Below are 20,982 nucleotides of genomic sequence, written 5' to 3' on the forward strand. Positions count from 1 at the left end.
CGCTGATCGGCCCGCCCATCCGGTGTACACATGTACACTCGAACTCCTACAGGTGATGGCGGCACACACCCGCCATCGGATTCCATCCGCGGCGATGAGCGAGGGAGTGGGGGGGTAGTGGGCTTCCTGAAATGGAGCAAGCGTCCGGCCGAGCAGGTACAGGCCACGCGGCCGCAGGTCAATGTCGCACGGGGACTGGTGGCCAGAGCGACAACACCCTTGTTGCCCGACGACTACCTGCATCTGCTCAACCCACTGTGGTCGGCGCGTGAGTTGCGGGGCAAGATCGTCGAGGTCCGCAAAGAGACCCGTGACACCGCCACCGTCGACATCAAGACGGGATGGGGATTCGACCACGAGTACCGGCCCGGACAATATGTGGGAATCGGTCTTCAGATCGAAGGTCGCTGGCACTGGCGCTCATATTCTCTGACATCCATCGCAGGCGACGGAAAAATCATCTCGGTGACGGTCAAGGCCAATCCTGACGGGTTCCTGTCCAGCCACCTCGTCGATGGCGCCGAGCCGGGCACCGTCATCCGACTCGCTGCACCCAAGGGCGATTTCTCTCTGCCGAATCCGCCGCCGGCGAAAATCCTCTTCATCACTGCGGGATCGGGCATCACGCCGGTGATGGCAATGCTCCGCGCATTGGACGGCCGGGGGCCGATGCCTGATGTGGTGCACATTCACTCGGCACCCGATCGCGACAGTGTCATCTTCCACGACGAACTCGTCGAATTGCAGGACCGTCGCGACGGGTACGCGTTGAACATGCATCTGACCCGTCAGGATGGCAAAGTCGACCTCAACGACCTGTCGTCCGTCGTACCCGATTGGCAGGAACGCGAATGTTGGGCCTGCGGCCCGGTGCAGATGCTCGATGTGGCCGAGGAGGTGTGGGAACGCCATGGGCTCCGCGAACGGCTCCACATCGAACGGTTTGCCATCGCCCGGACAGACAAGGGCGGAGAGGGTGGCACGGTCACCTTTGCCAAGTCCGGTAAAGAAGCACATATCGATGGGGCCACAACACTTTTGGAGGCCGGCGAAGAACTCGGTATCCAGATGCCGTTCGGCTGCCGAATGGGCATCTGTCAATCGTGCGTGGTCCCACTGGACGGCGGATACGTACGTGATCTGCGCTCGGGGGACGAGCGCAGGGAAGGGGACCGGATCCAGACATGTATCAGCACCGCGTCTGGTGAATGCACGCTGGACCTCTGAGCCGGCACACGTGCGAACCGACAAGACAAACAGGGGGTAGTTGCAATGGCCATCACCGACATCGATCGATACGCACACCTGTCCGAGGCGGACGTGGAGGCTCTCGGCCGAGAGTTCGACGCGATACGCCGCGACATCGAAGAATCCCGCGGCGCTTCCGACGCCCGCTACATCCGCAGAACCATTGCGCTGCAACGCGGTCTGGCCGCCGGCGGACGGGCGGTGCTGTTCGCGAGCAACAAGAAGCCGGCCTGGGTCGCCGGCGCGGCAATGCTCGGCGTCGCCAAGATCATCGAGAACATGGAACTCGGGCACAACGTGATGCACGGGCAATGGGACTGGATGAATGATCCCGAAATCCATTCCTCGTCCTGGGAATGGGACACCACGTGCCCGAGCATTCAGTGGAAGCACTCCCACAATTTCATCCATCACAAGTACACCAACATCGTCGGCCTCGACGATGACGTGGGTTACGGGATCCTGCGGGTCACGCGTGACCAGCGCTGGGAGTGGTGGAACCTGGGCAATCCGGTCTACAACTTCCTGCTCGGCACCTTCTTCGAATACGGCGTGGCGCTGCATCATGTCGAGACCGAGAAGGTCCGCAAGGGCGAGAAGAGCATGCGCGACGTGGCCAAGGATCTCAAGATCATCGGCCGTAAGGTCGGCAAGCAGGCCGCCAAGGACTATCTGATCTTCCCGGCGCTGTCCGGTCCCAACTTCAAGCACACGCTGACCGCGAACCTCACGGCGAACTTCATCCGGAATTACTGGACGTACGCGGTGATCTTCTGCGGACACTTTCCCGACGGCGCCGAGAAGTTCACCAAGGCCGAGTACGAAAACGAAGACCAGGCCCGCTGGTACCTGCGACAGATGTTGGGGTCGGCCAATATTCGGGCCGGACGGTTGATGCGATTCATGACCGGCAATCTCAGTCACCAGATCGAGCATCATCTCTTTCCGGATCTGCCGAGCAACCGCTACGAGGAGATCGGGGTACGTGTCCGCGAACTGTGCGACAAATACGATCTGCCGTACACCACGGGGTCGTTGGCACATCAGTACTTGCAGACCTTCCGCACCATCGCGAAGCTGGCGTTGCCCAATGCCCTGCTCTCGGCAACCGCCGACGATGCACCGGAGACCGCTTCAGAGCTCCGTTTCAACGTTCGTCAGGGCATGCAGACGACCTTCGGCCCGGACCCGGATACCGGCCGTCGCCGGGGGCTGCGCACCGCCTTGCGTGAACTCCGCGAGTCGAAAGTGAAGGTGGCCTGACATCGCCGGTCGCCTCGCCCGGACACGCCACGGGGCCCGCCAGGCGGGAGAGTTCCTGTCCAGGTCTGACAGCAATGCGACCGCGGTGCGGATCGCGCGTGCCGTTCGGGTCAGAACCCCGGGCGCCGGCGCCGAGGTGACCGCGGACCGGATGCGCGGATCAGACCGGATCGCCGGTCTGATCGCGCAGGCGCGGGGCGAAAACCCCAGTGCCGTGCGAGAACTCGGTCTGGCCGCTGTCGAATCGTGGCAGGCATTCGTGTCGCGTCGCGGCCGGTCCGGGCCCGACGACGGCGGCCCGGTCACGATCCTGTTCACGGACCTGGTGGGGTTTTCCACCTGGGCCCTCGGTGCGGGCGATGACGCCGTCCTGAAATTGCTCGGCGAGGTCAATCGCGCCAGTGAGGAGATCATCAGCAGGCGCGGCGGCACGGTGACCAAGTACCTCGGTGATGGATTGATGGCAGTGTTCCCCGATGGCACCGACGCCATCGAGGCCGCTCATGAAGCCGGGGTCGCGGTCAGCGCCATCACACTCGACGGCTACCGGCCGGCGCTGCGCGCGGGTCTGCACACCGGCCGACCACGCCCCGTCGGTGACGACTTCCTCGGTGTCGATGTCAACATCGCCGCCCGCGTGGCCGACGCCGCGTCAGCCGGTGAGGTCTTGGCAACCGAAGCGACCCTGGCCGCCACCGACCAGACCAAATACCTCAAGCGGCGCAGACGCTTTCGCGCGAAGGGTACTCCCAGAGATCTCGTCGTGTATGCCGTCGTACCGCGCTACGACGACGTCGCGGAGGGTCGTTGATCAGTTTTGGGTAGTGAGCGGTAGAGCACCTTCAACTGGTCGGCCGCGATATTGAGTGACCTGACATCGCGCTGGCTGCGGCATTGCACAATCGATCCCTCGATCGCGTTCACCACAAAGAGTCCATAGTCCCGGGCAGCATTCGCGTCCACGCCGTCGGCGATCGCCGCCTGTGCCACCAGATCTCGCCACCTGTCGAACGCCACGTTGGCCGTGGCTGCGACCTGCGGCTCGTCGGGTGCAGACATGGCCGCGGCCAACACCGGACATCCCAGTGCGAACTCTGATCGGACCAATTCCCGCTTCCACCACTTGATCAAACCGTCGACGGCGTCGGTCGGGGTCCGGGTGGCGGCCAGATGTGCGATGAACGATGTCATCTCCTCGCCGGCCGCGGCGGTGGCGTTGGCGATGAGCTCCGACTTTCCTTCAGGGAAGTGCTGATAGATGGAGTTGCGGGCGGAACCGCTGCGCTTGAGTAGGTCGGCGACACTCGTCGCGAAGACGCCTCGGCGGCGAACGAGATCGATCGCGGTATTGACCAGTCGCTCCCGTGGCCCGGCCGTGTCGTCGAAGTGCTGCATCGGATCGCCGCTCACGGGTTGCCTCGTACTTTCCTGTCAGAGTCGATGGACCGATCGGTCCACTACGGTGTTAGGCTCACACCCACGTGGACCGACTGGTCCACAATCTACAGGAGGATCGCCCATGACCGCCCAGACAGACAACCCGTCGTCAGTCCCTGCTTCTTCGGAGCCGGCGGCGCCGCGCATCGAGGAGATGAACGGGCTCGAGGTCCTTCGCTTCCTGACCTCACTCCCGGACCAGCCACCGAACATCTCGCAACTGGTGGGCATGGAGATCGACAGCCTCGAAGAGGGTGTTGTGCAGTTCAGCCTGCGGGCCCGCCCGGATATGACCAACCCGATCGGATCGCTGCACGGAGGTATTTGTGCCACCCTCCTCGACTCCGTGATGGCGTGCGCGGTCCACACCACACTCGCACCGGGCATCGGATACGGAACCCTGGAACTCAAGGTCAACTACATCCGATCGGTTCCCACCGACGGACGCCGAATCATCGGTCATGGCAAGGTGATCCACGCCGGGCGTCGCACCGCCACCGCGGAGGGACAGATCTTCGACGAAGCGGGCAAGCTGATCGCCCACGGCACAACCACCTGCATCATCCACAGCTGATCGGGGCGTGTTGCCGCCCCGGCCCGACCGCTGTCCCTAGACTGCACGGGTGAGCAGAAGCAGCAGATCCACCGCCCGGTTCGACGCCGGCCTGGTCGAACCGGCCATGCGACATCTGACGTTGTCGGCCAATCACGGCAAGCTGTGGTTCGGCGTCGCGGGCGTTCTGTCCTGTAGCGGAAAGCGTTATCGGCGTGCGGGTTTGCGAGGGATCGGGTCGTTGGCCGGAGCGAGCCTGCTCTCCAACGCGGTGCTCAAGCCGCTGTTCAGCCGAGGCCGACCACCAGTTGATCCACTGCTACCGCCTGCGCTTCGCAAAATGCCCTGGACCTCTTCGTTCCCGAGTGGACACAGCGCCTCCGCGGCCGCCTTCGCCGTGGGTGCCGCACTGGAGCGTCCACGGACGTTGATCGTCTTGGCGCCCCTGGCCACCGCTGTTGCGTACTCGCGGGTCTATCTCGGTGTCCATTACCGCAGTGACGTTTTCGCGGGGGCCGCGGTCGGGGCGGGCGTGGCCCTGGCCGGGCATCGCCTGTGGCCGGCGGCACCGGCAGGTCCGGCCCGGACCGCTCCGGGTACGGCACCGGCCCTACCCGGTGGAGAAGGCCTGACCGTGGTGATCAACTCCAGAGCCGGCAGTTCCGATGGTGCCGAGAACCGCATCCTCGGCGTACTCCCATCGGCTCACATCGTCCACTGGGATCCCGACAGCCCGTTGTCCGAACAGGTCCCGGCAGACGCCCGGGCACTGGGGGTGGCCGGGGGTGACGGCACGGCCGCGGCGGTTGCGCAGCTCGCCCTCGACCGTGGCCTGCCATTGGCCGTCTTCCCGGCCGGGACGCTCAACCACTTTGCTCGCACACTGGACCTGGAAACCTACGCCGAGACTGCGGCGGCTGTCGCCTCCGGATCTGCCGGAACAGTCGATGTCGGACGGGTCAACGGGGCGATCTTCCTCAACACCGCCGGTCTTGGCGGCTACCCCGGCATGGTCCGGCTCAGGGAGCGCCTGGAGCACAAGATCGGAAAGTGGCCGGCCGCGGCCTATTCGCTGTTCCGCGCACTGAAGGGCACAAAACCGATCGTTCTCGAGATCAACGGTGCAGAACATCCGGTCTGGGCCGTGTTCGTAGGCAACGGCACCTACTGGCCTCGGGGACTGAATCCGGGGACGCGTTCCGATCTCGCCGACGGGATTCTCGATCTGCAGTACCTCCGCGCCGACAAGCGCTGGGGCCGAACCACCGCCGTGATCGCATCTCTCTTCGGCACCGTCGAGCGGAGTCGGGTGTTGGGATCGGTGCAGTCGGACCGGATCGAGATCCGATCGCGGTCAGGCCCCATCCTCATTGCCCATGACGGGGAGGTCGAGGATCCTGTGGACGACATCAGGATGGACGTCGAACCCCGCGCGCTCACCGTCTACCACTGAGATATCGGCTCCATCTGGATGTGCGGGTGCCGGCAGCCGGGGTTTGCGCCGGTCCGGGCGCGGGTATGCCGGACACATGGCCGAGCAGCCCCCATCGAATCTCGTCTCCTCCGACCCGCCTGGTGTGAGCATCACCCTGACGATCAACGGAGCGGAAACCTCGATCGAGTGTGACCCGCGGACGACGCTGCTGGATGCGTTGCGCGATCGTGTCGGGTCACCCGGCACGAAGAAGGGTTGCGACCGCGGGCAGTGCGGTGCGTGCACCGTTTTGCTCGATGATCGTCGGGTGGTCAGTTGCCTGGTCTTCGCCGTCGCGGCGCAGGGCCACCGGGTCACCACGATCGAGGGCATGTCCGATTCCTCTGTCGGCGGTGAACTGCAGAAGGCGTTCGTCGATTGCGATGCCCTCCAGTGCGGATACTGCACGCCGGGCCAGATCTGCTCGGCAGTGGGTATGTTGGACGAGGTCAAAAAGGGCTGGCCCAGTGCGGCGACCGACGATCTCACCGCCAAGGATCTCGAACTCGAGGACAACGACATACGAGAACGGCTCAGTGGCAACATCTGTCGCTGCGGCGCCTATGTGAACATCCTGGCCGCGGTACGCAGTGTTGCCGACGGGGTCCGCGAGCCGGGAACGGCGTCATGAGGACGTTCGAGTATGTGGTGCCCGACAGCGTGGCTTCGGCGGTAGAACAACTCGGCGCCGATCCCGATGCGCGCCTGCTGGCCGGTGGCACCAATCTGGTCGATCTGATGAAGCTCGGGGTGAGCACGCCGGCGACGCTCATCGACGTGACAGCGTTACCGCTCGACGGTGTGGAACTCGACGATTCCGGCTTCTTACGGATCGGTGCCACATCCCGGAACAGTGAACTCGCCGCCCATCCGGTTGTTCGCGAGCGCTATCCGGTGTTGTCCAGGGCACTGCTCGCCGGCGCGTCGGGTCAGCTCCGGAATATGGCGACCACCGGCGGAAACCTGTTCCAGCGCACGCGATGTCCCTACTTCATGGATGCGCATAAGGCCTGCAACAAACGCGAACCCGGATCGGGGTGTTCGGCACTGCAGGGAGAGGGCCGAGAGATGGCCATCCTCGGTGCGTCCGACAAATGTGTGGCGACACATCCTTCCGACATGGCGGTCGCGATGGCCGTGCTCGACCCCCACCTCGATGTGGTCGGTCCCGGCGGACCCCGTTCGGTCGCGTTCGGAGACTTCTATCGACTACCCGGCGAGCACCCCGAGAGGGACAACACGTTGGACCGCGACGACGTCGTGGTCGCGGTGCGGATACCCCCGTTACCCGCAGCGCGTAACTCGACCTACCGAAAAGTCCGTGACCGCGCCTCCTTTGCCTTCGCGCTGGTCTCCGTGGCCGCCGTCCTCGAAGTCGCAGATGGTCACGTCACCGCCGCGCGTATCGCACTCGGCGGTGTTGCCCACAAGCCGTGGCGTGCTCACAGCGCCGAGCGGGCGCTGATCGGACGGCCGGCAGTGCGCTCAGAATACGCAGCGGCGATGGAAACCGAGCTTGCGGCATCAGAACCCCTGACAGACAACGCATTCAAGGTATCGATGATCACTGCAGTGGCCACCCAGACACTCGTCGAACTGACTCCCACCGACCAGGTGTCGCAATGACCGCGTTGGGAGTGGGACACCACCGGGTAGACGGCGCCGACAAGGTGCGTGGTGCCGCGCTGTACACCGCGGACCGAATCAGCCCGGATGACACCGCGATTGCGCATTGTTGCCACGTCGGCGCGACAATCGGCCGGGGACGGGTGATCAACGTGGACTCCGGCAGCGCACTGCGGCATCCCGGCGTGATCGACGTACTGTGGCACCAGAACGCACCGAGGCTGGGCAGTATCGAGGACGCCGAACTGCATGTCCTGCAGTCCGCCGATGTCCATTATCGTGGCCAGATCGTTGCCGCCGTGATCGCCACGTCGGCCGAGTCGGCCAACGCCGCCGCCGAAGCGCTGGTGATCGAGTACGACGAGGCCGGCGACTTCGACAACATCCTGCACGCCGAACACCCCGACCTCTATGTCCCGGAGGAGGCCAACGGAGGGTTTCCCGCGGAAGCGACCCGCGGCGACCCAGAGACCGCGCTCTCCGCCGCCGCACATGTGGTGGATCACTGGTACTCGACACCGGCGATGCACAACAATCCCATGGAACCGCATGCCAGCATCGCTCGATGGCAACAGACCGGAGACAAGGCAACACTGACGATCTGGGACTCGACCCAGGCACCGTCGGGCGTGGCCGACGATCTGGCGACGCTCTTCGGAACCGATCCCGACAACGTCCGCGTGATCGCCGAGCATGTCGGCGGCGGCTTCGGGGGCAAGGGAAGCACCCGGCCGAACGCGGTGCTGGCCGCGATGGCCGCGTTGCATGTGCAGCGAACGGTACGGGTGGTGTTGCCCCGCTCGGCGACCTACCGGTTTGTCGGATACCGGACCCCGACGTTCTCCCGGGTGGCGTTGGCCGCTGAGGCCGACGGTCGACTCTCAGCGGTCTGTCACGACACAGTTCAGCAGACGTCACGAATTGTCGAGTTCGTCGAACAGACAGCCGAGGCGACCCGGCACATGTACGGATCCGAACACAGTCGCACCAGTCACCGGGTCGCCCCGTTGGATGTCTCGACCCCGCGATGGATGCGGGCACCGGGGGAGTGCCCCGGTGTACACGCCCTGGAATGTGCGATGGATGAGCTCGCGTACGAACTCGGCGTCGACCCGATCGAGCTGAGGATCAGAAACGAACCCGAGTCCGACCCGGCAACCGGCGTCCCGTTCAGCTCGCGCAGTGTCGTGCGGGCGCTGAGAGTCGGCGCCGACCGGTTCGGATGGGATCGACGGAATCCGGTGCCGGCGGCCACATCGGTGGGACGCAAACTCGTCGGCAGCGGCGTCGCGCTTGCCTCCTATCCCGCACTGACCACGCCGAGTAGCGCTCGTGCCTGTGCCCGACCGGACGGGTCCTTCGACGTCTCGGTGGCCGCCTCCGACATCGGAACAGGCGCCCGTACGGTCCTCACACAGATCGCTGCCGACGCCCTGGAAGTGCCCTACGCCCGGGTGCGTCTGCACCTCGGCGACAGCGCACTTCCGACCGCGCCCGGCGCAGGTGGTTCATCGGGCACGTCATCGTGGGGATCTGCGGTCCACAAGGCGTGCACCGAGCTGCGCTACCGCCTGCACCAGGTGGGCTCCCCGCGCGAGTCGCTGGAGGTCATGGCCGACACCAGCGACGACGTCGAGGCCCGTGAGAAGATGCCGCGGGAGGCGTTCGGCGCTCAGTTCGCACGCGTGTCGGTCGACGTGGACACCGGTGAAGTTGCGGTGGACGAGATGCTCGGGGTGTTCGCGGTCGGCCGCGTACTGAATCCACAGCTGGCCCGTTCCCAATTCATCGGAGCCATGACCTTCGGCCTGGGCATGGCACTGATGGAGGAAGGCGTACCCGATGCCCGCTACGGCGGATTCCTGAACGACAGCATGGCGGATTACCACGTGCCATCGCACGCCGATGTCCGCGACATCAAGGCGATGTGGATCGAAGAGGACGACGACAACCTCAACCCCATGGGCAGTAAGGGGATCGGCGAGATCGGCAATGTCGGCTCGTCGGCCGCCATCGTCAACGCCGTCTTCCATGCGACCGGCGTCCGCATCAGAGACCTTCCGGTGCGGGCCGACAAACTGCAACAGCTCATCGACCCGTCATTGCGCAGGTGATGCCGGTGCACCGGCAACCGGGTGAGACCGTCAGATCACTTTCGGTCCCGGGACCGGGGTTGCCGGGTCGGGCCCGGGCGGGCTGGGTACCGGATCCGGTGACGGTACCGGCCGCTCGGGTTCGGGCAGCGGCGGTGTCGGAGGCTCGGTGCCCGGTTCGGGCCGGGGTGGTTCTGGTGCCGGTATCGGTTGTCCCACAGTCGAACTCCTAACAAAGTCGGCGCGTTGTGCGCCGTTCGGCGTCCATCGGATCCCCGGTGACGAGTTCCTGCATCACAGGAACCACATCTCCACAACTACCATCTGCTCGCCCGGTCGACGAGGATGCCCGCTCGGCGGGGATCGTGTCGTCCGGTAGACAAGACGTATGGACGTACTCAGTGGCCGAATCATCCTGCGCCCGGCCGACCCCGAGACCACGCTGGCGTTCTATCGGGATCAGCTGGGACTCGCCATCTCTCGTGAGTATCCGGGTGGCACCGTGTTCTTCGCAGGTGGCACGTTGATCGAGGTCGCCGCCCATCTGTCCGAGGGCGGCGCGGTGCCGAGCACCACCGTGCTGTGGCTTCAGGTGCGTGATCTCGCCGCAACGCAGGCCGAATTGGAAGAGCGCGGGGTTCAGATCAGGCGCGAGGCGCGGACCGAACCATGGGGCCTGATCGAAATGCACATCGCCGACCCGGACGGTACGACGATCATCGTGGTCCAGGTGCCTGCGGACCATCCTTTGCGTAAGGATCTGCGAACATCGGGTCAACCGTAGGTTGCTCGATCAGCGCGACCTTCCCGAACCTGGCAGCATCATGAATGTGGGCTATGTCGAGCAACTGAGAGATCTGGCCGAACGGTGCGGCGTCGCCACATCGTATGAGGGGTGGGACAAGACCCGCCGTGAGGTCTCCACCGAGACCTTGCAGCACATCCTCGATGCGCTCGGTGTCCGGGCGGGGTCGGTGGACGAGGTCGAGCGCTCGCTGACGGACCTCGAACTCGGTCCCTGGCGGCGGACGCTGCCACCGGCGATGGTGGTGACCGAAGGTTCCGACGCCACCGTCGGCGTCCATGTACCGCATGGTGACCCGGTGCGGGTGTGGGTGCAGACCGAGGACGGCGATCGGGTCGATGTCGCTCAACTCGACATCTGGGTCGATCCGAGAGACGTCGACGGACAACTCGTCGGCCGGGCCACGTTCGCCATCCCATCCGGACTGCCGACCGGATGGCACACGCTGCATGCTGCGGTCGGTGCCGATCACGGCCCGCGTGAATCGGCGAACGCGCAGTGCACGCTCGCTGTGACACCGCGGCGACTGACCACCACCGACCGGTTCTCAGATGACCAGCTGTGGGGTCTGGCGACGCAACTCTATTCGGTACGCTCGCGCCGATCGTGGGGGATCGGTGATCTCTCCGACCTCGCCGACATCGCCCATATCGCCGGATCGGTCCACGGCGCCGACTACGTTCTCGTCAATCCACTGCATGCCGCCGAGCCGCAGCCGCCGTTGGAGAGGTCTCCGTACCTTCCGACCACCAGACGCTTCGTCAACCCCATCTACATTCGTGTCGAGGACATCCCGGAAGCCTCGCAGTTGCCGGATGACGCCCATCACGAGATGCGGTCCTTTGCCGCGAAGTTCGCGAAGCTGAACACGGACCCTCACCGGATCCGTCGGAATTCCGTCTACCGGGCCAAGTTGCGGATCCTCGAATCCGTGTTCCGGGTACCACTGAGCCCCCGTCGCCGCGGGCAATTCGACAAGTATCTCGCCGAGGAGGGTCGGGGCCTCCTCGAGTTCGCGACATGGTGTGCCCTGGTGGAGAAATACGGTGCGGCCGGCCCGAAATGGCGCAAGTCGCTTCGTGATCCCGAAGGCGTGGCACACCTCCGCATCAAGTTCGCCGACCGGATCGCCTTCTACAGCTGGCTGCAGTGGATTTGCGACGAGCAGTTGGCCACTGCCCAACAGGTCGCTCTCGACGCCGGTATGGAGATCGGCATCATCCACGATCTCGCAGTCGGTGTGCAGCAGGGTGGTGCAGACGCGTGGGTCCTCGGTGATGCGCTCGCCGCCGGCGTATCGGTGGGCGCTCCGCCTGATGCCTTCAATCAACAGGGACAACTGTGGAATCAGCCACCGTGGCACCCCTGGCGTCTTGCCGACCAGGGTTACCGGCCCTATCGGGACATGCTCCGGACGGTCCTGAGGCGGGCCGGAGGGCTGCGGATCGATCACATCCTGGGGTTGTTCCGGCTCTGGTGGATCCCGTCAGGCGCATCGCCTGCGGCCGGCACCTATGTGCGGTTCGATCACGAGGCCTTGATCGGGATCCTGGTTCTCGAGGCACAACGCGCGGGGGCGGTGGTCATCGGTGAAGACCTCGGCGTCTTCGAACCTTTTGTGCAGGATTACCTCAGCGAACGTGGAATCCTGGGGACGTCGATCCTGTGGTTCGAACACGGCGAACACGCACCGATACCGCCAGAGTCATACCGTCGGTTGTGCCTGACCTCGGTCAATACCCACGACTTGCCACCGACCGCGGGATACCTTGCCGGAGAACATATCCGATTGCGCGCGGAGCTCGGACTCCTCGAACAGGACGAGGCGACCGAACGCGCGCTCGATGCCCGCGACCGGGACGCCATCATCGAAATGGCCCGGGCCAGGGGACTGATCGCCGACGACGCCGACACCGAGGCGGTGGTGGACGGCCTTTACGCCCTGATCGCCCGCAGCCCGTCCATGCTCCTCGGCGTCGCGCTTGTCGATGCCGTGGGAGAGGTCCGCATCCAGAATCAGCCCGGTACAGACGAAACCCAATACCCCAACTGGTCGATACCCCTGGCCGACGGGGATGGGAAACCGGTCCTGGTCGAGGACCTGGCCGACAACCCGCACGTCGTCCGGTTGGTGCGTGCGCTCGGCCGGTGATCCGGTTGCTATTCGGCCACCACCGGGGGAGCAGTCGCCTTCTCCAGTGCCCAGGTGAGGGCATGGTCGGCGACCGCTTTCCAGCCGGGCTCGGCACATGTCCAGTGTGAGCGGCCTTCGAACTCGTAGAAGTCCGTCACGGCCGACGACCTGTGGTAGTGCTTGGCATTCGATTTGTTCACCGAGGCGGGCATGATGTGGTCGGCCCCACCGGCGATGAACAGCAGCGGCGCGCGATCATCCTTGCCGTAGTCGACCCAGGTTTCCTGGTGTCCCGGCTTGAAGTTGGCGGTGAGGCCGTACGCCCATACCCAATTGCCCGGTGCGGCAATGTGATAGCGGTCGTAGACCGCCTGTGACTCCGCCACCGACAGGGTGTTGGTGAAGGCATAGTGGAACTGCTTCGGGGTGAAGCCGGCCGCCCGGTGCCGATTCGCCGGGTTCTTCAGGATGGGGAACAGGGATTTGATCTGGGACGGCGGGTTCACCCGGACCCCCTCTGTGGGTGCGGAGTCCACCACCACCGCCGCGGCTCCCAGGCCGCGGGCCACCAGTAGCTGAGTGAGCGTTCCGCCGAACGAATGGCCGATGAGTATCGGCGGCGTTTCGACCGACTCGATCACCGCGGCAAGGTGATCCACAGTCTCCGGCACGGTCAGCCCGGCGATCACATCGGGGTTTTCCCGGAGCGCCTCGACCTCGATCTCGAACCCCGGGTAGGCGGGCGTCAGAACCTTGTAGCCCTGGGCCTGATAGTGAGCGACCCAGCCTTCCCAGCTACGTGGGGTCATCCAGAGGCCATGGATCAACACGATGGTGTCCGGGGTTGCGGCAGGGCCGATCATGGGTGGGTCCTTTCTCGCGAAGTCGACACACGCGGCGCCGAGTCGGCCGTTGTGCCCGACCTGCCAGAAAGGTACGGTCCGGTTGAAGACGTCAACCGGCCGATCGTGCACGGTTTTGTTCCCAGAGCGCATAATTCATCGTTTCTGCAACGAAAAACCGCTCGGCTTTCACAGCCACTTCTGACGCCGGAAGACCACGTACAGCGCCACTGATGCAGCCACCATCAGCACCACTGCCAGGGGATAACCTCCTGCCCAGGCCAATTCGGGCATGACTTCGAAGTTCATGCCGTAGATCCCGGCGATCAGTGTCGGCGCGAACAAGATCGCGCCCCATGACGAGATGCGCTTGACCTGTTCGTTCTGCTCGATGCTGACCTGCGTCATGGCGCGGATCTCTTCGTTCTGTTGCTGTGTCACAAGGCTCCCGTGGACCGAGAGCGCGTTCTGCAGGGTCGCGCGAAAGGCTTCCGCACGGTCCGTGATGCGCAGTATGTGGTCCAGAACATCACGAAGCCTGCGGCGCAGTTCGATGTCGACGCCGGTTTCCTCCGTGCCTTCGCGAAGTGCCTCGATCATCGTCACCAGCGGAACGGTGGCCCGCTGGAATTCCATGACTTCCCGTGACAGGTCATAGATCCGGCGGGCGACCTCGGGTTGGCCGGTGAACAGCTGATCTTCGATCTCGTCGATGTCGGCCTGCAGTTCGGCGACAACCGGCTGGTATTCATCGACAACCTGATCGATGATTGCGTAGAGCACCGCCGCAGTACCCAGGCACAACAGCTCCGGCGTCGATTCCAGCCGCAACCGCACGCGGGCGAGATCCGGCGACTCGGCATGGCGGACGGTCACCACGAAGTCCGGGCCGATGAAGACGTGGACTTCACCGAATTCGACCCGCTCCGCGCGGCCGACGTATCGCGCCGGCCGGAGCACCACGAACAGTTGATCGCCGTAACCTTCGAGTTTTGGACGCTGATGTGCCGCGATGGCATCGTCCACCGCCAGGTGATGTAAATCGAATTCTGTTGCCACCGAGTCGATTTCGGCACGGTCCGGACGATACAAGCCGATCCATGACATCCCGTGACGGGCCTGCGTCACGTCATAGGTGATATCGAGGCTTTCGGGGTTGGTGGTTCTTTTTCCGTCGACGTAGACGGCATTGTCAATGATCGCCACACCCAAACCCATTTCGTTCGTCTGCCCGGATCACCGGGCAGTCACTTCGCCAAGGCGCATTGCATCGAGCCGATCTCGTCGTATATGCGCTGCCAAACAAGTTCGTGCTCAACGGCGTCGATGACGCCGCCCTTCATCGCGCGATCTGCGTCGATCATAGTCGTGGCCATGGCGACGAGTTCGTCCCGCCGGTTCAGGACGGTTTTTGGTGTGCATCCCGCCATCGTCAGCACCACGACAGTCTTGATCCGATGACGTAGTGACCCCACATACCGCCTGCACACGAGCGCGGCCGCCACCGCGGCAACGATGGGTACCACGAGCGCCACAACAGCCGAGACCCCGGATGCCTGCAGCACGACCGAGCCCAGCAGCCACGCCGCGGCGCTCCACATCGCCGCGCCGCGCCAGACCCGGATACGCCGGCGATCCGCAGCTGATGCGCCGGGCGGATACACGGTGATCCGCACCCGCCATATCCCGTGGCGGAGGTAACTGTTCTCGCACGCACCCCACAGGTGGGAACCCTCCCACAATCGAGCCCACCAGTCCGGACCGGAACCCTGCGCCAGTCCCAGAACGTCCAGCGGCGAGGGATGGCCGACGCCGGATCGGTCGTGTGCGTCGGAACCCCGTGAATCTTCATTCATAACCACATCTGTACTCCTGCTGCAGGCTGCCGAGCTGCGATCCTGACGTAACTTTGACGATCAAACGGTAGATCTTGACGTGTTCCGCACGGAAGCGCCCGGACCGCTCGGTCACCAGCCGAATTTGGTTATCGCCCAAGGGTTTCGAACGATTCGGGTCCTGTCCCGGTCATCATCGAAGGTGTTCAGCCCGCAGAGTCACCCCTCCAGTCGTTGATCATCTCCGCAGCGCTGCTGGGTGTGACGGTGGCCGGGAGAAGTATCGAGGCAATGGAGGGCGCAGGCAGGTCATTGAGCGCGTGGTCGTACCAGATCCCCTTGGACAGGGAACTGACCCACTGATGAAACGGACGATCGGGGGTGATGGTGTCGCGCTTGAGGCTGGCCACGAGGACGCGTTCCACACCGAGCTCGATGGTCCATCGCATGACGGTGTTGACCACCGCGCGCTCGATCGACCCCGAGCCGCGGCGCGGCCAGTCGACGCCGAAGACAACTCTCGACGATGCAACCAGGTCCACGTCGACGACCACCACACCGGGTAAGCCGTGGTCAGGCCGGGTTGAACCGGCCCGTGTCTGCGATGTCGACATGAAGCGTTGCGAAGCACGCTTGAGGCTGTCGTCGCGACCGAAATACGCAATCGGTCCGGAACTCACCTGACGAGAAGTGATCATGGTCAACGATTACGCCGCAGCCTCGGGCCCGTCACCGTACTGCAGCGAAAATTGACGAATTCCAAACGTGCGCGCAGCGGAACCGATATGCGATCTCGCCTGCCGCACTCCCGATTTCGGTCACGCGGAGCCGGAACATCTGAACGCACCTTTTCGGTCAACGGTGACGGTTACGCTCTCCCCATGCACTGCGTGGTCATAGGTGGGGGATTGGCCGGATTGGCATCGGCGATATGGCTTTCCGAGGCGGGTCATCGGGTCACCCTGTTGGAACGCCGGGGGTCGGTCGGTGGTCGAACAACACCGATGCCGTTGCCGGTCGTCGACGACGTACCCGACAACGGGCAGCATGTCTTCGCCAGCGGATACGTGTATCTGATGCGGTACCTCGACAGCGTCGGTACCCGCGAGAAAGTCTGCTTCCCAGGGCATATGACCGTCCGGATGCCCGGCGGTGACAGTCGTCGGTCGGCGTTCGGTGGCATCGCCGGATTGCGGACCGCGCTCGGCGACCTGCCGGGTGTCACCGGTGTGGACCGGCTGCGGACCGCACGTGCGCAGGTCACCTTGATCCGGCAGGCGCTACGACAGCCCGCATGGCTCGACGACATCACCGCCGACGAATGGTTCCGGCGGATCGGAATGCCACAGTCGGCACGCGCTGCCCTGTGGGACGGGATCGTGATCGGACTGACCGGCGACAAGCCCGACATCTCGTCGGCGAAGGTACCCGCCGATCTGCTCGTCACCGGGATCCGGCAGGCACGTCAGACCAGGACACCCATCTCGATCGGGTACCCGACCGTCGACCTCGGCACCCTGTTCATCGATGGTGCTCACAAGGTCTTCGCCAACAACGGGGTCCAGGTGCGGAACCGGGCCGTCGTCGCGTCCGTCGATGTCGTCGACGACACCGTTACCGGCGTCATCCTCAACGACGGTGAGCGAATTGCCGCCGACGCCGTGATCTGTGCGGTCCCGGTGTGGAATGTGAAGGGGCTCCTCGACCGGGTGCCTGGTCACGAGCAGATCTACGCCGCCACCGAGCACTTGACCCCGGTCCCGATCGTGAGCGTCAATCTGTACCTCGATCGTTCGATCGGAATGACCGACTGGGGCGAAATCCTCTATGGCGGAGAAGGAGTTCTCGAACAGGTCTGGGATCGCCAGCGGATGCACGGCCGGGATCCGTCGCGCAACCACTTCTATTCCACGACCGTCTCGGCGGCATACGAGCTGAGGCACAGGTCCAATTCCGAGATCACCGAGATCCAGATGGAGATGCTGCGGCGGTACTACCCGGCCGCCGCCGATGCGGAGGTGATTCACAGCCACGTCGTGCGGATGCCGAAATCCACGTTCGCGCAGCGGCCCGGTACCTCTGGCGTCCGGCCGGATCAACGGACCGCGGTGCGCGGATTGGCCCTGGCCGGTGACTGGACCCGCACCGACTGGACGACCACGATGGAGGGCGCCTGCCAGAGTGCGGCGCGCGCGGTCGAGGTCATTCTGGACTACGCGAACCACCCGGCCTGATCACGCCCATCGCGCCGTCATCCGACCGCGGCGTCTACGCGCAACTGCAAAGGAGTTCGGCAGATGGAGTCGTTTGTCCAGTTCCGCAAGGGAACCACACCCGATCATGTACATCGCGACCTCAACGGCCTCAAAGACGACGAACTCGGTCGATATGGTTTCGTGGGCCGGCAGGCCCAGCTGTATCGCCGCAACGACCCCACCCAGTACCGGGCGACGGGGACCATCGCGCCCACAGATGTCATGGTCGACGATCTCGAACCGACTGATCTCCGCGACGCCGAAGGCGCACCGCTGCTCCTGTTCTCGAACCCGGATGTCCGCTTCCTCCTGAGCCGGCGCACCACCCCGATGCCTTTCTTCACCCGCAACGTCGGTGGTGACGAGCTGATGTTCGTCCATCGGGGTACCGGTGTGTTCCAGACCGAGTTCGGTGAGATTCCCTACGAGCCCGGGGACTGGGTGCTGTTACCCAAAGCGGTGACGTACCGGCAGGTGCCCGCCGCCGGTGAACACGCGATCCTCATCGTCGAATCGGTGGAGGAGTTCCGGGTCCCGGCTCCCGGGGTCCTGGGACGGCATCACCCGTTCGATCCGACGATGGCCTTTGTGCCCGAACCCGAGGTCCTGACCGACGGCGGACCCACCTGGCGCGTCCGGCTGATCCGCCGGGACGCCACCGGAGAACTCGAATACGACCACAATCCTTGCGACGTGGAGGGTTGGAAGGGCGACTACTTCCCGTTCAAGTTCAACATCCGCCACTACAACCCGATCTTGTCCGAGAGCGTGCATCTACCGGCGACCGCGCAGATCTTCCTCGAGTCAGAGGGGGTGGCGGTTCTGAACTTCCTGCCACGTCCGGCCGAATCGCGTCCCGGAACCGAACGTCTCCCGTGGTATCACCGCAATGCCGACTATGACGAGGTGGCCCTCTTCCACAGTGGCGACCTGTTCGGAATCCCCATGCCGACCGGCCTCATTTCGCATGCGCCCCAGGGCATCCACCATGGCCCACCCGAGGTCGCCCGGGCACGGGCGCGCCGAAAGTCGGACGACTACGACCGGGTCAACTGGTCGATCATGTCCATCGACGTCCACCGGCCGCTCACCGTCAACGCCGATATCCGGACAGTCGGCGAGGAGCAACGATGAGCTCGTACAGCCGCACCCCGTTTCTGGTCGTGTTTCCCGAAACGTCTCTCACGCGGGACATCTACGGGGGGACCGGCGAGAACGTCGCACTGGAAAGCCACCTGCTCCGCGACGACACCGACGCCGACACCGTCCTGGTGTTCATGCACCCGATCGGTGGTGGCGCGTATCTGCCGATGATCAACGCTCTGGCCCGCGCCGGTCACCATGTCATCTACTGCAACAGCCGGTACCGGGGAAACGACACGGCGTTGCTGATGGAGAAGGTCACCGAAGATCTGGCCGCGTGTGTACGGCACTCGAAAGACGTTCTGGGTTATCGGAATGTCGTCCTGGCCGGGTGGAGCGGGGGCGGATCGCTGTCGACGTTCTACCAGGCCCAGGCCGAACATCCCACGGTGACCACCTCCCCCTCAGGGGATGGACCCGATCTCACGTCACTGACGATGCCGCCGGCCGATGGCCTGATGCTGCTCGCCGCCCACGTGTCCCGTCACCAGACGCTGACCGAGTGGATCGACGCGTCCATCCTCGATGAGCACGATCCGTCGGTCCGAGATCCCGAACTCGACCTCTACAACCCGTCGAATCCGAATCAGCCGCCGTACAGTTCGGAGTTCCTGTCTCGTTACCGCGCGGCACAGGAGGCCAGGAATCGCCGAATCACCCATTGGGTCAAGGCCAAGCTCTATCAATTGCGCGAAGCCGGCCGCGACGTCGACGAGTTCTCGTTCGTTGTCCACGGCACGATGGCCGACCCCCGCTGGCTCGACCCGACGGTCGACCCGAATGATCGCGAACCGGGGGTCTGCTACCTGGGCGATCCCCAGGTGGTGAACATGAGTCCTGTTGGCCTGGCCCGGTTCTGTACTTTACGGAGCTGGCTCTCGCAGTGGAGCCTGGACGACGCCCATGCCGACGCGGTCACCTCCGCGCCCGCGGTGACCGTGCCGGTTCTGGTCATCGGGAACACCGCCGATGATGCCTGCACCCCGAGTCACACCCGGCGCATCCACGAAGCATTCGTCAACACCGATGCCGAAATCTATGAGGTGAAAGGGGCTACGCACTACTACTCGGGACCGCACATGAAGGCGCACCTGGCCGACGCCGTCGGACGGATCACCACCTGGCTGACCGAGCACGGATGGGCAGACCACCTTTCCGAGGTAACCACCGGCACAGCACGGTCCGGACCTGCGTGATGACGCCGACCCGGGCGTACCCCGGTCCGGCCGATCAGTTCACGCGTAGGGGATAGGTCGCGCGTCGTGCGGCGTGAACCGGGCAGTAGTGCATGGGGTTGTCGCGTTCTGAGGCAGACGGCAAGTTGCGTTCGGGTGTCTCCACCAGCGGTGCGTCCTTCGCGACTCGGCCGTTGACCCGATCCCAGGCGTCGCGTGGACGCGGATGACGCCTGGGTCGCTGGGGAAGCAATCGGTGCATCACCAGATTCACCCCTTTGCCGAAGAGAGTGAAGAGCTTCTCGTCTCGCTCAGACCATGTCAGGCCGAGCATCTCGCGGATCGGCTCGTCGTAGAAGCCGGTGGTCATCCACATGAAGAATCGCTGATTGCCCGGGGCGATGAACCGCTCCCAGAAGGCGACCGGGATGAACCGGAGAAAGGGGGGTGGCGGCAGCTGTCCGATGTCGAGCACCGTCCTTACTGCCGGATGATCACGGAGTTCATTGCGGCACATGTGATCCCAATACTCGAGAAAGTCTTCGTACGTATCGGGGACGGGGCGCATCGAGACGCCGTACATCGCGTACCAGGCCTTGGATTCTTCAAAGAGCTGCCGCTTCTGGTCTTCTGTCAGCCACGGCCCGAAGCGCTCGCACAAACGGATGTTGCCGTACCAGAAGGTGGCGTGCGCCCAGTAGAAGACATCGGGATCGAGTGCGTGATAGCGACCGCCATCATCCATGCGGCCCTTGATGTCTCGGTGATAGTCGCGAACTTCGCGTCCGGTCTGCGTTCCGCCGTCGAACACCACTCCGCTGATCGGGTAGAGCGAGCGCATCAAGCGCTGCCAGCGTTCGCCGAAGAAGTCGGAGTGTTCCCAGACCGCCGCGCCCAACTTGGGGTGCATGTTCTGCATCGAACCGGCCCACAGTCCGGTGAACATGCCCGTCCATGTGCCCCAGATCTGCCAGGTGAGCGAGTCCGGGCCGAGCGGCTCGTAGTCGTCGGCACGGAGAACCGTCGCGTCGACGCTGGTTGAATCATCAGCCTCGTCCGAAGGGGCGTTCGGCAGGTCTGTCATGAGACGAAAGTGTAG

19 protein-coding genes are annotated in these 20,982 nt (G+C 64.4%); 13 read left to right on the forward strand and 6 right to left on the reverse strand.

Going from position 1 to position 20,982, the window contains the following annotated elements; genetic code table 11:
* Positions 1-117 precede the first annotated feature (117 nt).
* From AC51GT_RS07000 to AC51GT_RS07010, 3 genes are read left to right on the forward strand one after another with little or no spacing between them, the layout of a single operon-like run.
* The gene (locus AC51GT_RS07000) at positions 118-1,227 is read left to right on the forward strand and encodes a ferredoxin reductase (RefSeq protein ID WP_496328280.1); all 1,110 of its coding nucleotides are present in this window, start codon (positions 118-120) and stop codon (positions 1,225-1,227) included.
* Between the two features lie 45 nt (positions 1,228-1,272).
* Entirely contained in the window at positions 1,273-2,511 is a 1,239-nt protein-coding gene (locus tag AC51GT_RS07005; RefSeq protein WP_496328281.1) for a fatty acid desaturase family protein, read from the forward strand.
* Position 2,512: 1 nt separating this feature from the next.
* Positions 2,513-3,322 carry an adenylate/guanylate cyclase domain-containing protein gene (locus tag AC51GT_RS07010; RefSeq protein ID WP_496325875.1) on the forward strand — a complete coding sequence of 270 codons (810 nt, stop codon included), beginning with the start codon at positions 2,513-2,515 and terminating at the stop codon, positions 3,320-3,322.
* Here AC51GT_RS07010 and AC51GT_RS07015 read toward each other — a convergent pair.
* Positions 3,295-3,921, reverse strand: a complete 627-nt coding sequence (locus AC51GT_RS07015) for a TetR/AcrR family transcriptional regulator (RefSeq protein ID WP_496328282.1) — start codon at positions 3,919-3,921, stop codon at positions 3,295-3,297. The two genes, AC51GT_RS07010 and AC51GT_RS07015, sit on opposite strands and share 28 nt — an antisense overlap.
* Positions 3,922-4,102: 181 nt before the next feature.
* On the opposite strand from AC51GT_RS07015, the gene AC51GT_RS07020 reads away from it, so the two are divergent.
* The 7 genes from AC51GT_RS07020 (at position 4,103) to malQ (ending at position 12,651) form a co-directional block, all read left to right on the forward strand.
* Positions 4,103-4,522 (forward strand): PaaI family thioesterase, encoded by a 420-nt coding sequence (locus AC51GT_RS07020; RefSeq protein ID WP_496325876.1) that lies wholly within the window; start codon positions 4,103-4,105, stop codon positions 4,520-4,522.
* A 49-nt stretch (positions 4,523-4,571) separates the two neighbouring features.
* On the forward strand, positions 4,572-5,954 hold the full coding sequence (locus AC51GT_RS07025) for a bifunctional phosphatase PAP2/diacylglycerol kinase family protein (RefSeq protein ID WP_496328283.1): 1,383 nt from the start codon (positions 4,572-4,574) through the stop codon (positions 5,952-5,954).
* 76 nt (positions 5,955-6,030) lie between these two features.
* Entirely contained in the window at positions 6,031-6,606 is a 576-nt protein-coding gene (locus AC51GT_RS07030) for a (2Fe-2S)-binding protein (RefSeq protein ID WP_496328284.1), read from the forward strand.
* Positions 6,603-7,601: an FAD binding domain-containing protein gene (locus tag AC51GT_RS07035; protein ID WP_496328285.1), complete on the forward strand. Its 999-nt coding sequence runs from the start codon at positions 6,603-6,605 to the stop codon at positions 7,599-7,601. The genes AC51GT_RS07030 and AC51GT_RS07035 overlap by 4 nt, the downstream gene beginning before the upstream one ends.
* Positions 7,598-9,715 carry a xanthine dehydrogenase family protein molybdopterin-binding subunit gene (locus AC51GT_RS07040; protein WP_496328286.1) on the forward strand — a complete coding sequence of 706 codons (2,118 nt, stop codon included), beginning with the start codon at positions 7,598-7,600 and terminating at the stop codon, positions 9,713-9,715. Before AC51GT_RS07035 ends, AC51GT_RS07040 begins: the two co-directional genes overlap by 4 nt.
* A 367-nt stretch (positions 9,716-10,082) precedes the next feature.
* Positions 10,083-10,478 carry a VOC family protein gene (locus AC51GT_RS07045; protein ID WP_496325571.1) on the forward strand — a complete coding sequence of 132 codons (396 nt, stop codon included), beginning with the start codon at positions 10,083-10,085 and terminating at the stop codon, positions 10,476-10,478.
* A 46-nt stretch (positions 10,479-10,524) separates the two neighbouring features.
* On the forward strand, positions 10,525-12,651 hold the full coding sequence (gene malQ, locus AC51GT_RS07050; RefSeq protein WP_496328485.1) for a 4-alpha-glucanotransferase: 2,127 nt from the start codon (positions 10,525-10,527) through the stop codon (positions 12,649-12,651).
* Between the two features lie 8 nt (positions 12,652-12,659).
* Here the strand turns inward: malQ and AC51GT_RS07055 are convergent, their stop codons facing one another.
* From AC51GT_RS07055 to AC51GT_RS07070, 4 genes are all read right to left on the reverse strand, one after another.
* The gene (locus AC51GT_RS07055) at positions 12,660-13,496 is read right to left on the reverse strand and encodes an alpha/beta hydrolase (RefSeq protein WP_496328287.1); all 837 of its coding nucleotides are present in this window, start codon (positions 13,494-13,496) and stop codon (positions 12,660-12,662) included.
* A 168-nt stretch (positions 13,497-13,664) separates the two neighbouring features.
* Complete coding sequence (locus tag AC51GT_RS07060; protein WP_496328288.1) at positions 13,665-14,681, reverse strand: magnesium and cobalt transport protein CorA; 1,017 nt, start codon at positions 14,679-14,681, stop codon at positions 13,665-13,667.
* Positions 14,682-14,722: 41 nt separating this feature from the next.
* The gene (locus AC51GT_RS07065) at positions 14,723-15,331 is read right to left on the reverse strand and encodes a DUF6611 family protein (protein WP_496328289.1); all 609 of its coding nucleotides are present in this window, start codon (positions 15,329-15,331) and stop codon (positions 14,723-14,725) included.
* 185 nt (positions 15,332-15,516) lie between these two features.
* Positions 15,517-16,008: a hypothetical protein gene (locus AC51GT_RS07070; RefSeq protein ID WP_496328290.1), complete on the reverse strand. Its 492-nt coding sequence runs from the start codon at positions 16,006-16,008 to the stop codon at positions 15,517-15,519.
* 183 nt (positions 16,009-16,191) lie between these two features.
* Between AC51GT_RS07070 and AC51GT_RS07075 the strand changes: the two genes are divergently transcribed.
* The 3 genes from AC51GT_RS07075 to AC51GT_RS07085 all read left to right on the forward strand — a co-directional run bounded on the left by AC51GT_RS07075 (position 16,192) and on the right by AC51GT_RS07085 (position 19,904).
* Positions 16,192-17,544 (forward strand): hydroxysqualene dehydroxylase, encoded by a 1,353-nt coding sequence (locus tag AC51GT_RS07075; protein WP_496328291.1) that lies wholly within the window; start codon positions 16,192-16,194, stop codon positions 17,542-17,544.
* Between the two features lie 63 nt (positions 17,545-17,607).
* Positions 17,608-18,699: a homogentisate 1,2-dioxygenase gene (locus AC51GT_RS07080; RefSeq protein ID WP_496328292.1), complete on the forward strand. Its 1,092-nt coding sequence runs from the start codon at positions 17,608-17,610 to the stop codon at positions 18,697-18,699.
* Positions 18,696-19,904, forward strand: a complete 1,209-nt coding sequence (locus AC51GT_RS07085; protein WP_496328293.1) for an alpha/beta hydrolase family protein — start codon at positions 18,696-18,698, stop codon at positions 19,902-19,904. Before AC51GT_RS07080 ends, AC51GT_RS07085 begins: the two co-directional genes overlap by 4 nt.
* A 34-nt stretch (positions 19,905-19,938) precedes the next feature.
* Here the strand turns inward: AC51GT_RS07085 and AC51GT_RS07090 are convergent, their stop codons facing one another.
* Entirely contained in the window at positions 19,939-20,967 is a 1,029-nt protein-coding gene (locus AC51GT_RS07090; RefSeq protein WP_496328294.1) for an oxygenase MpaB family protein, read from the reverse strand.
* Between the last annotated feature and the right edge of the window lie 15 nt (positions 20,968-20,982).

It is taken from the genome of Williamsia sp. z34 (assembly GCF_059553395.1).

Excerpts from the sequence above, each read along its gene's own strand:
- AC51GT_RS07005 (WP_496328281.1), top strand. The coding sequence starts at position 1,273 with ATGGCCATCACCGACATCGATCGATACGCACACCTGTCCGAGGCGGAC.
- AC51GT_RS07020 (WP_496325876.1), top strand. The coding sequence starts at position 4,103 with ATGAACGGGCTCGAGGTCCTTCGCTTCCTGACCTCACTCCCGGACCAG.
- AC51GT_RS07030 (WP_496328284.1), top strand. The coding sequence starts at position 6,031 with ATGGCCGAGCAGCCCCCATCGAATCTCGTCTCCTCCGACCCGCCTGGT.
- AC51GT_RS07035 (WP_496328285.1), top strand. The coding sequence starts at position 6,603 with ATGAGGACGTTCGAGTATGTGGTGCCCGACAGCGTGGCTTCGGCGGTA.
- AC51GT_RS07040 (WP_496328286.1), top strand. The coding sequence starts at position 7,598 with ATGACCGCGTTGGGAGTGGGACACCACCGGGTAGACGGCGCCGACAAG.
- AC51GT_RS07045 (WP_496325571.1), top strand. The coding sequence starts at position 10,083 with ATGGACGTACTCAGTGGCCGAATCATCCTGCGCCCGGCCGACCCCGAG.
- AC51GT_RS07055 (WP_496328287.1), bottom strand. The coding sequence starts at position 13,496 with ATGATCGGCCCTGCCGCAACCCCGGACACCATCGTGTTGATCCATGGC.
- AC51GT_RS07065 (WP_496328289.1), bottom strand. The coding sequence starts at position 15,331 with ATGAATGAAGATTCACGGGGTTCCGACGCACACGACCGATCCGGCGTC.
- AC51GT_RS07070 (WP_496328290.1), bottom strand. The coding sequence starts at position 16,008 with ATGATCACTTCTCGTCAGGTGAGTTCCGGACCGATTGCGTATTTCGGT.
- AC51GT_RS07075 (WP_496328291.1), top strand. The coding sequence starts at position 16,192 with ATGCACTGCGTGGTCATAGGTGGGGGATTGGCCGGATTGGCATCGGCG.
- AC51GT_RS07080 (WP_496328292.1), top strand. The coding sequence starts at position 17,608 with ATGGAGTCGTTTGTCCAGTTCCGCAAGGGAACCACACCCGATCATGTA.
- AC51GT_RS07085 (WP_496328293.1), top strand. The coding sequence starts at position 18,696 with ATGAGCTCGTACAGCCGCACCCCGTTTCTGGTCGTGTTTCCCGAAACG.
- AC51GT_RS07090 (WP_496328294.1), bottom strand. The coding sequence starts at position 20,967 with ATGACAGACCTGCCGAACGCCCCTTCGGACGAGGCTGATGATTCAACC.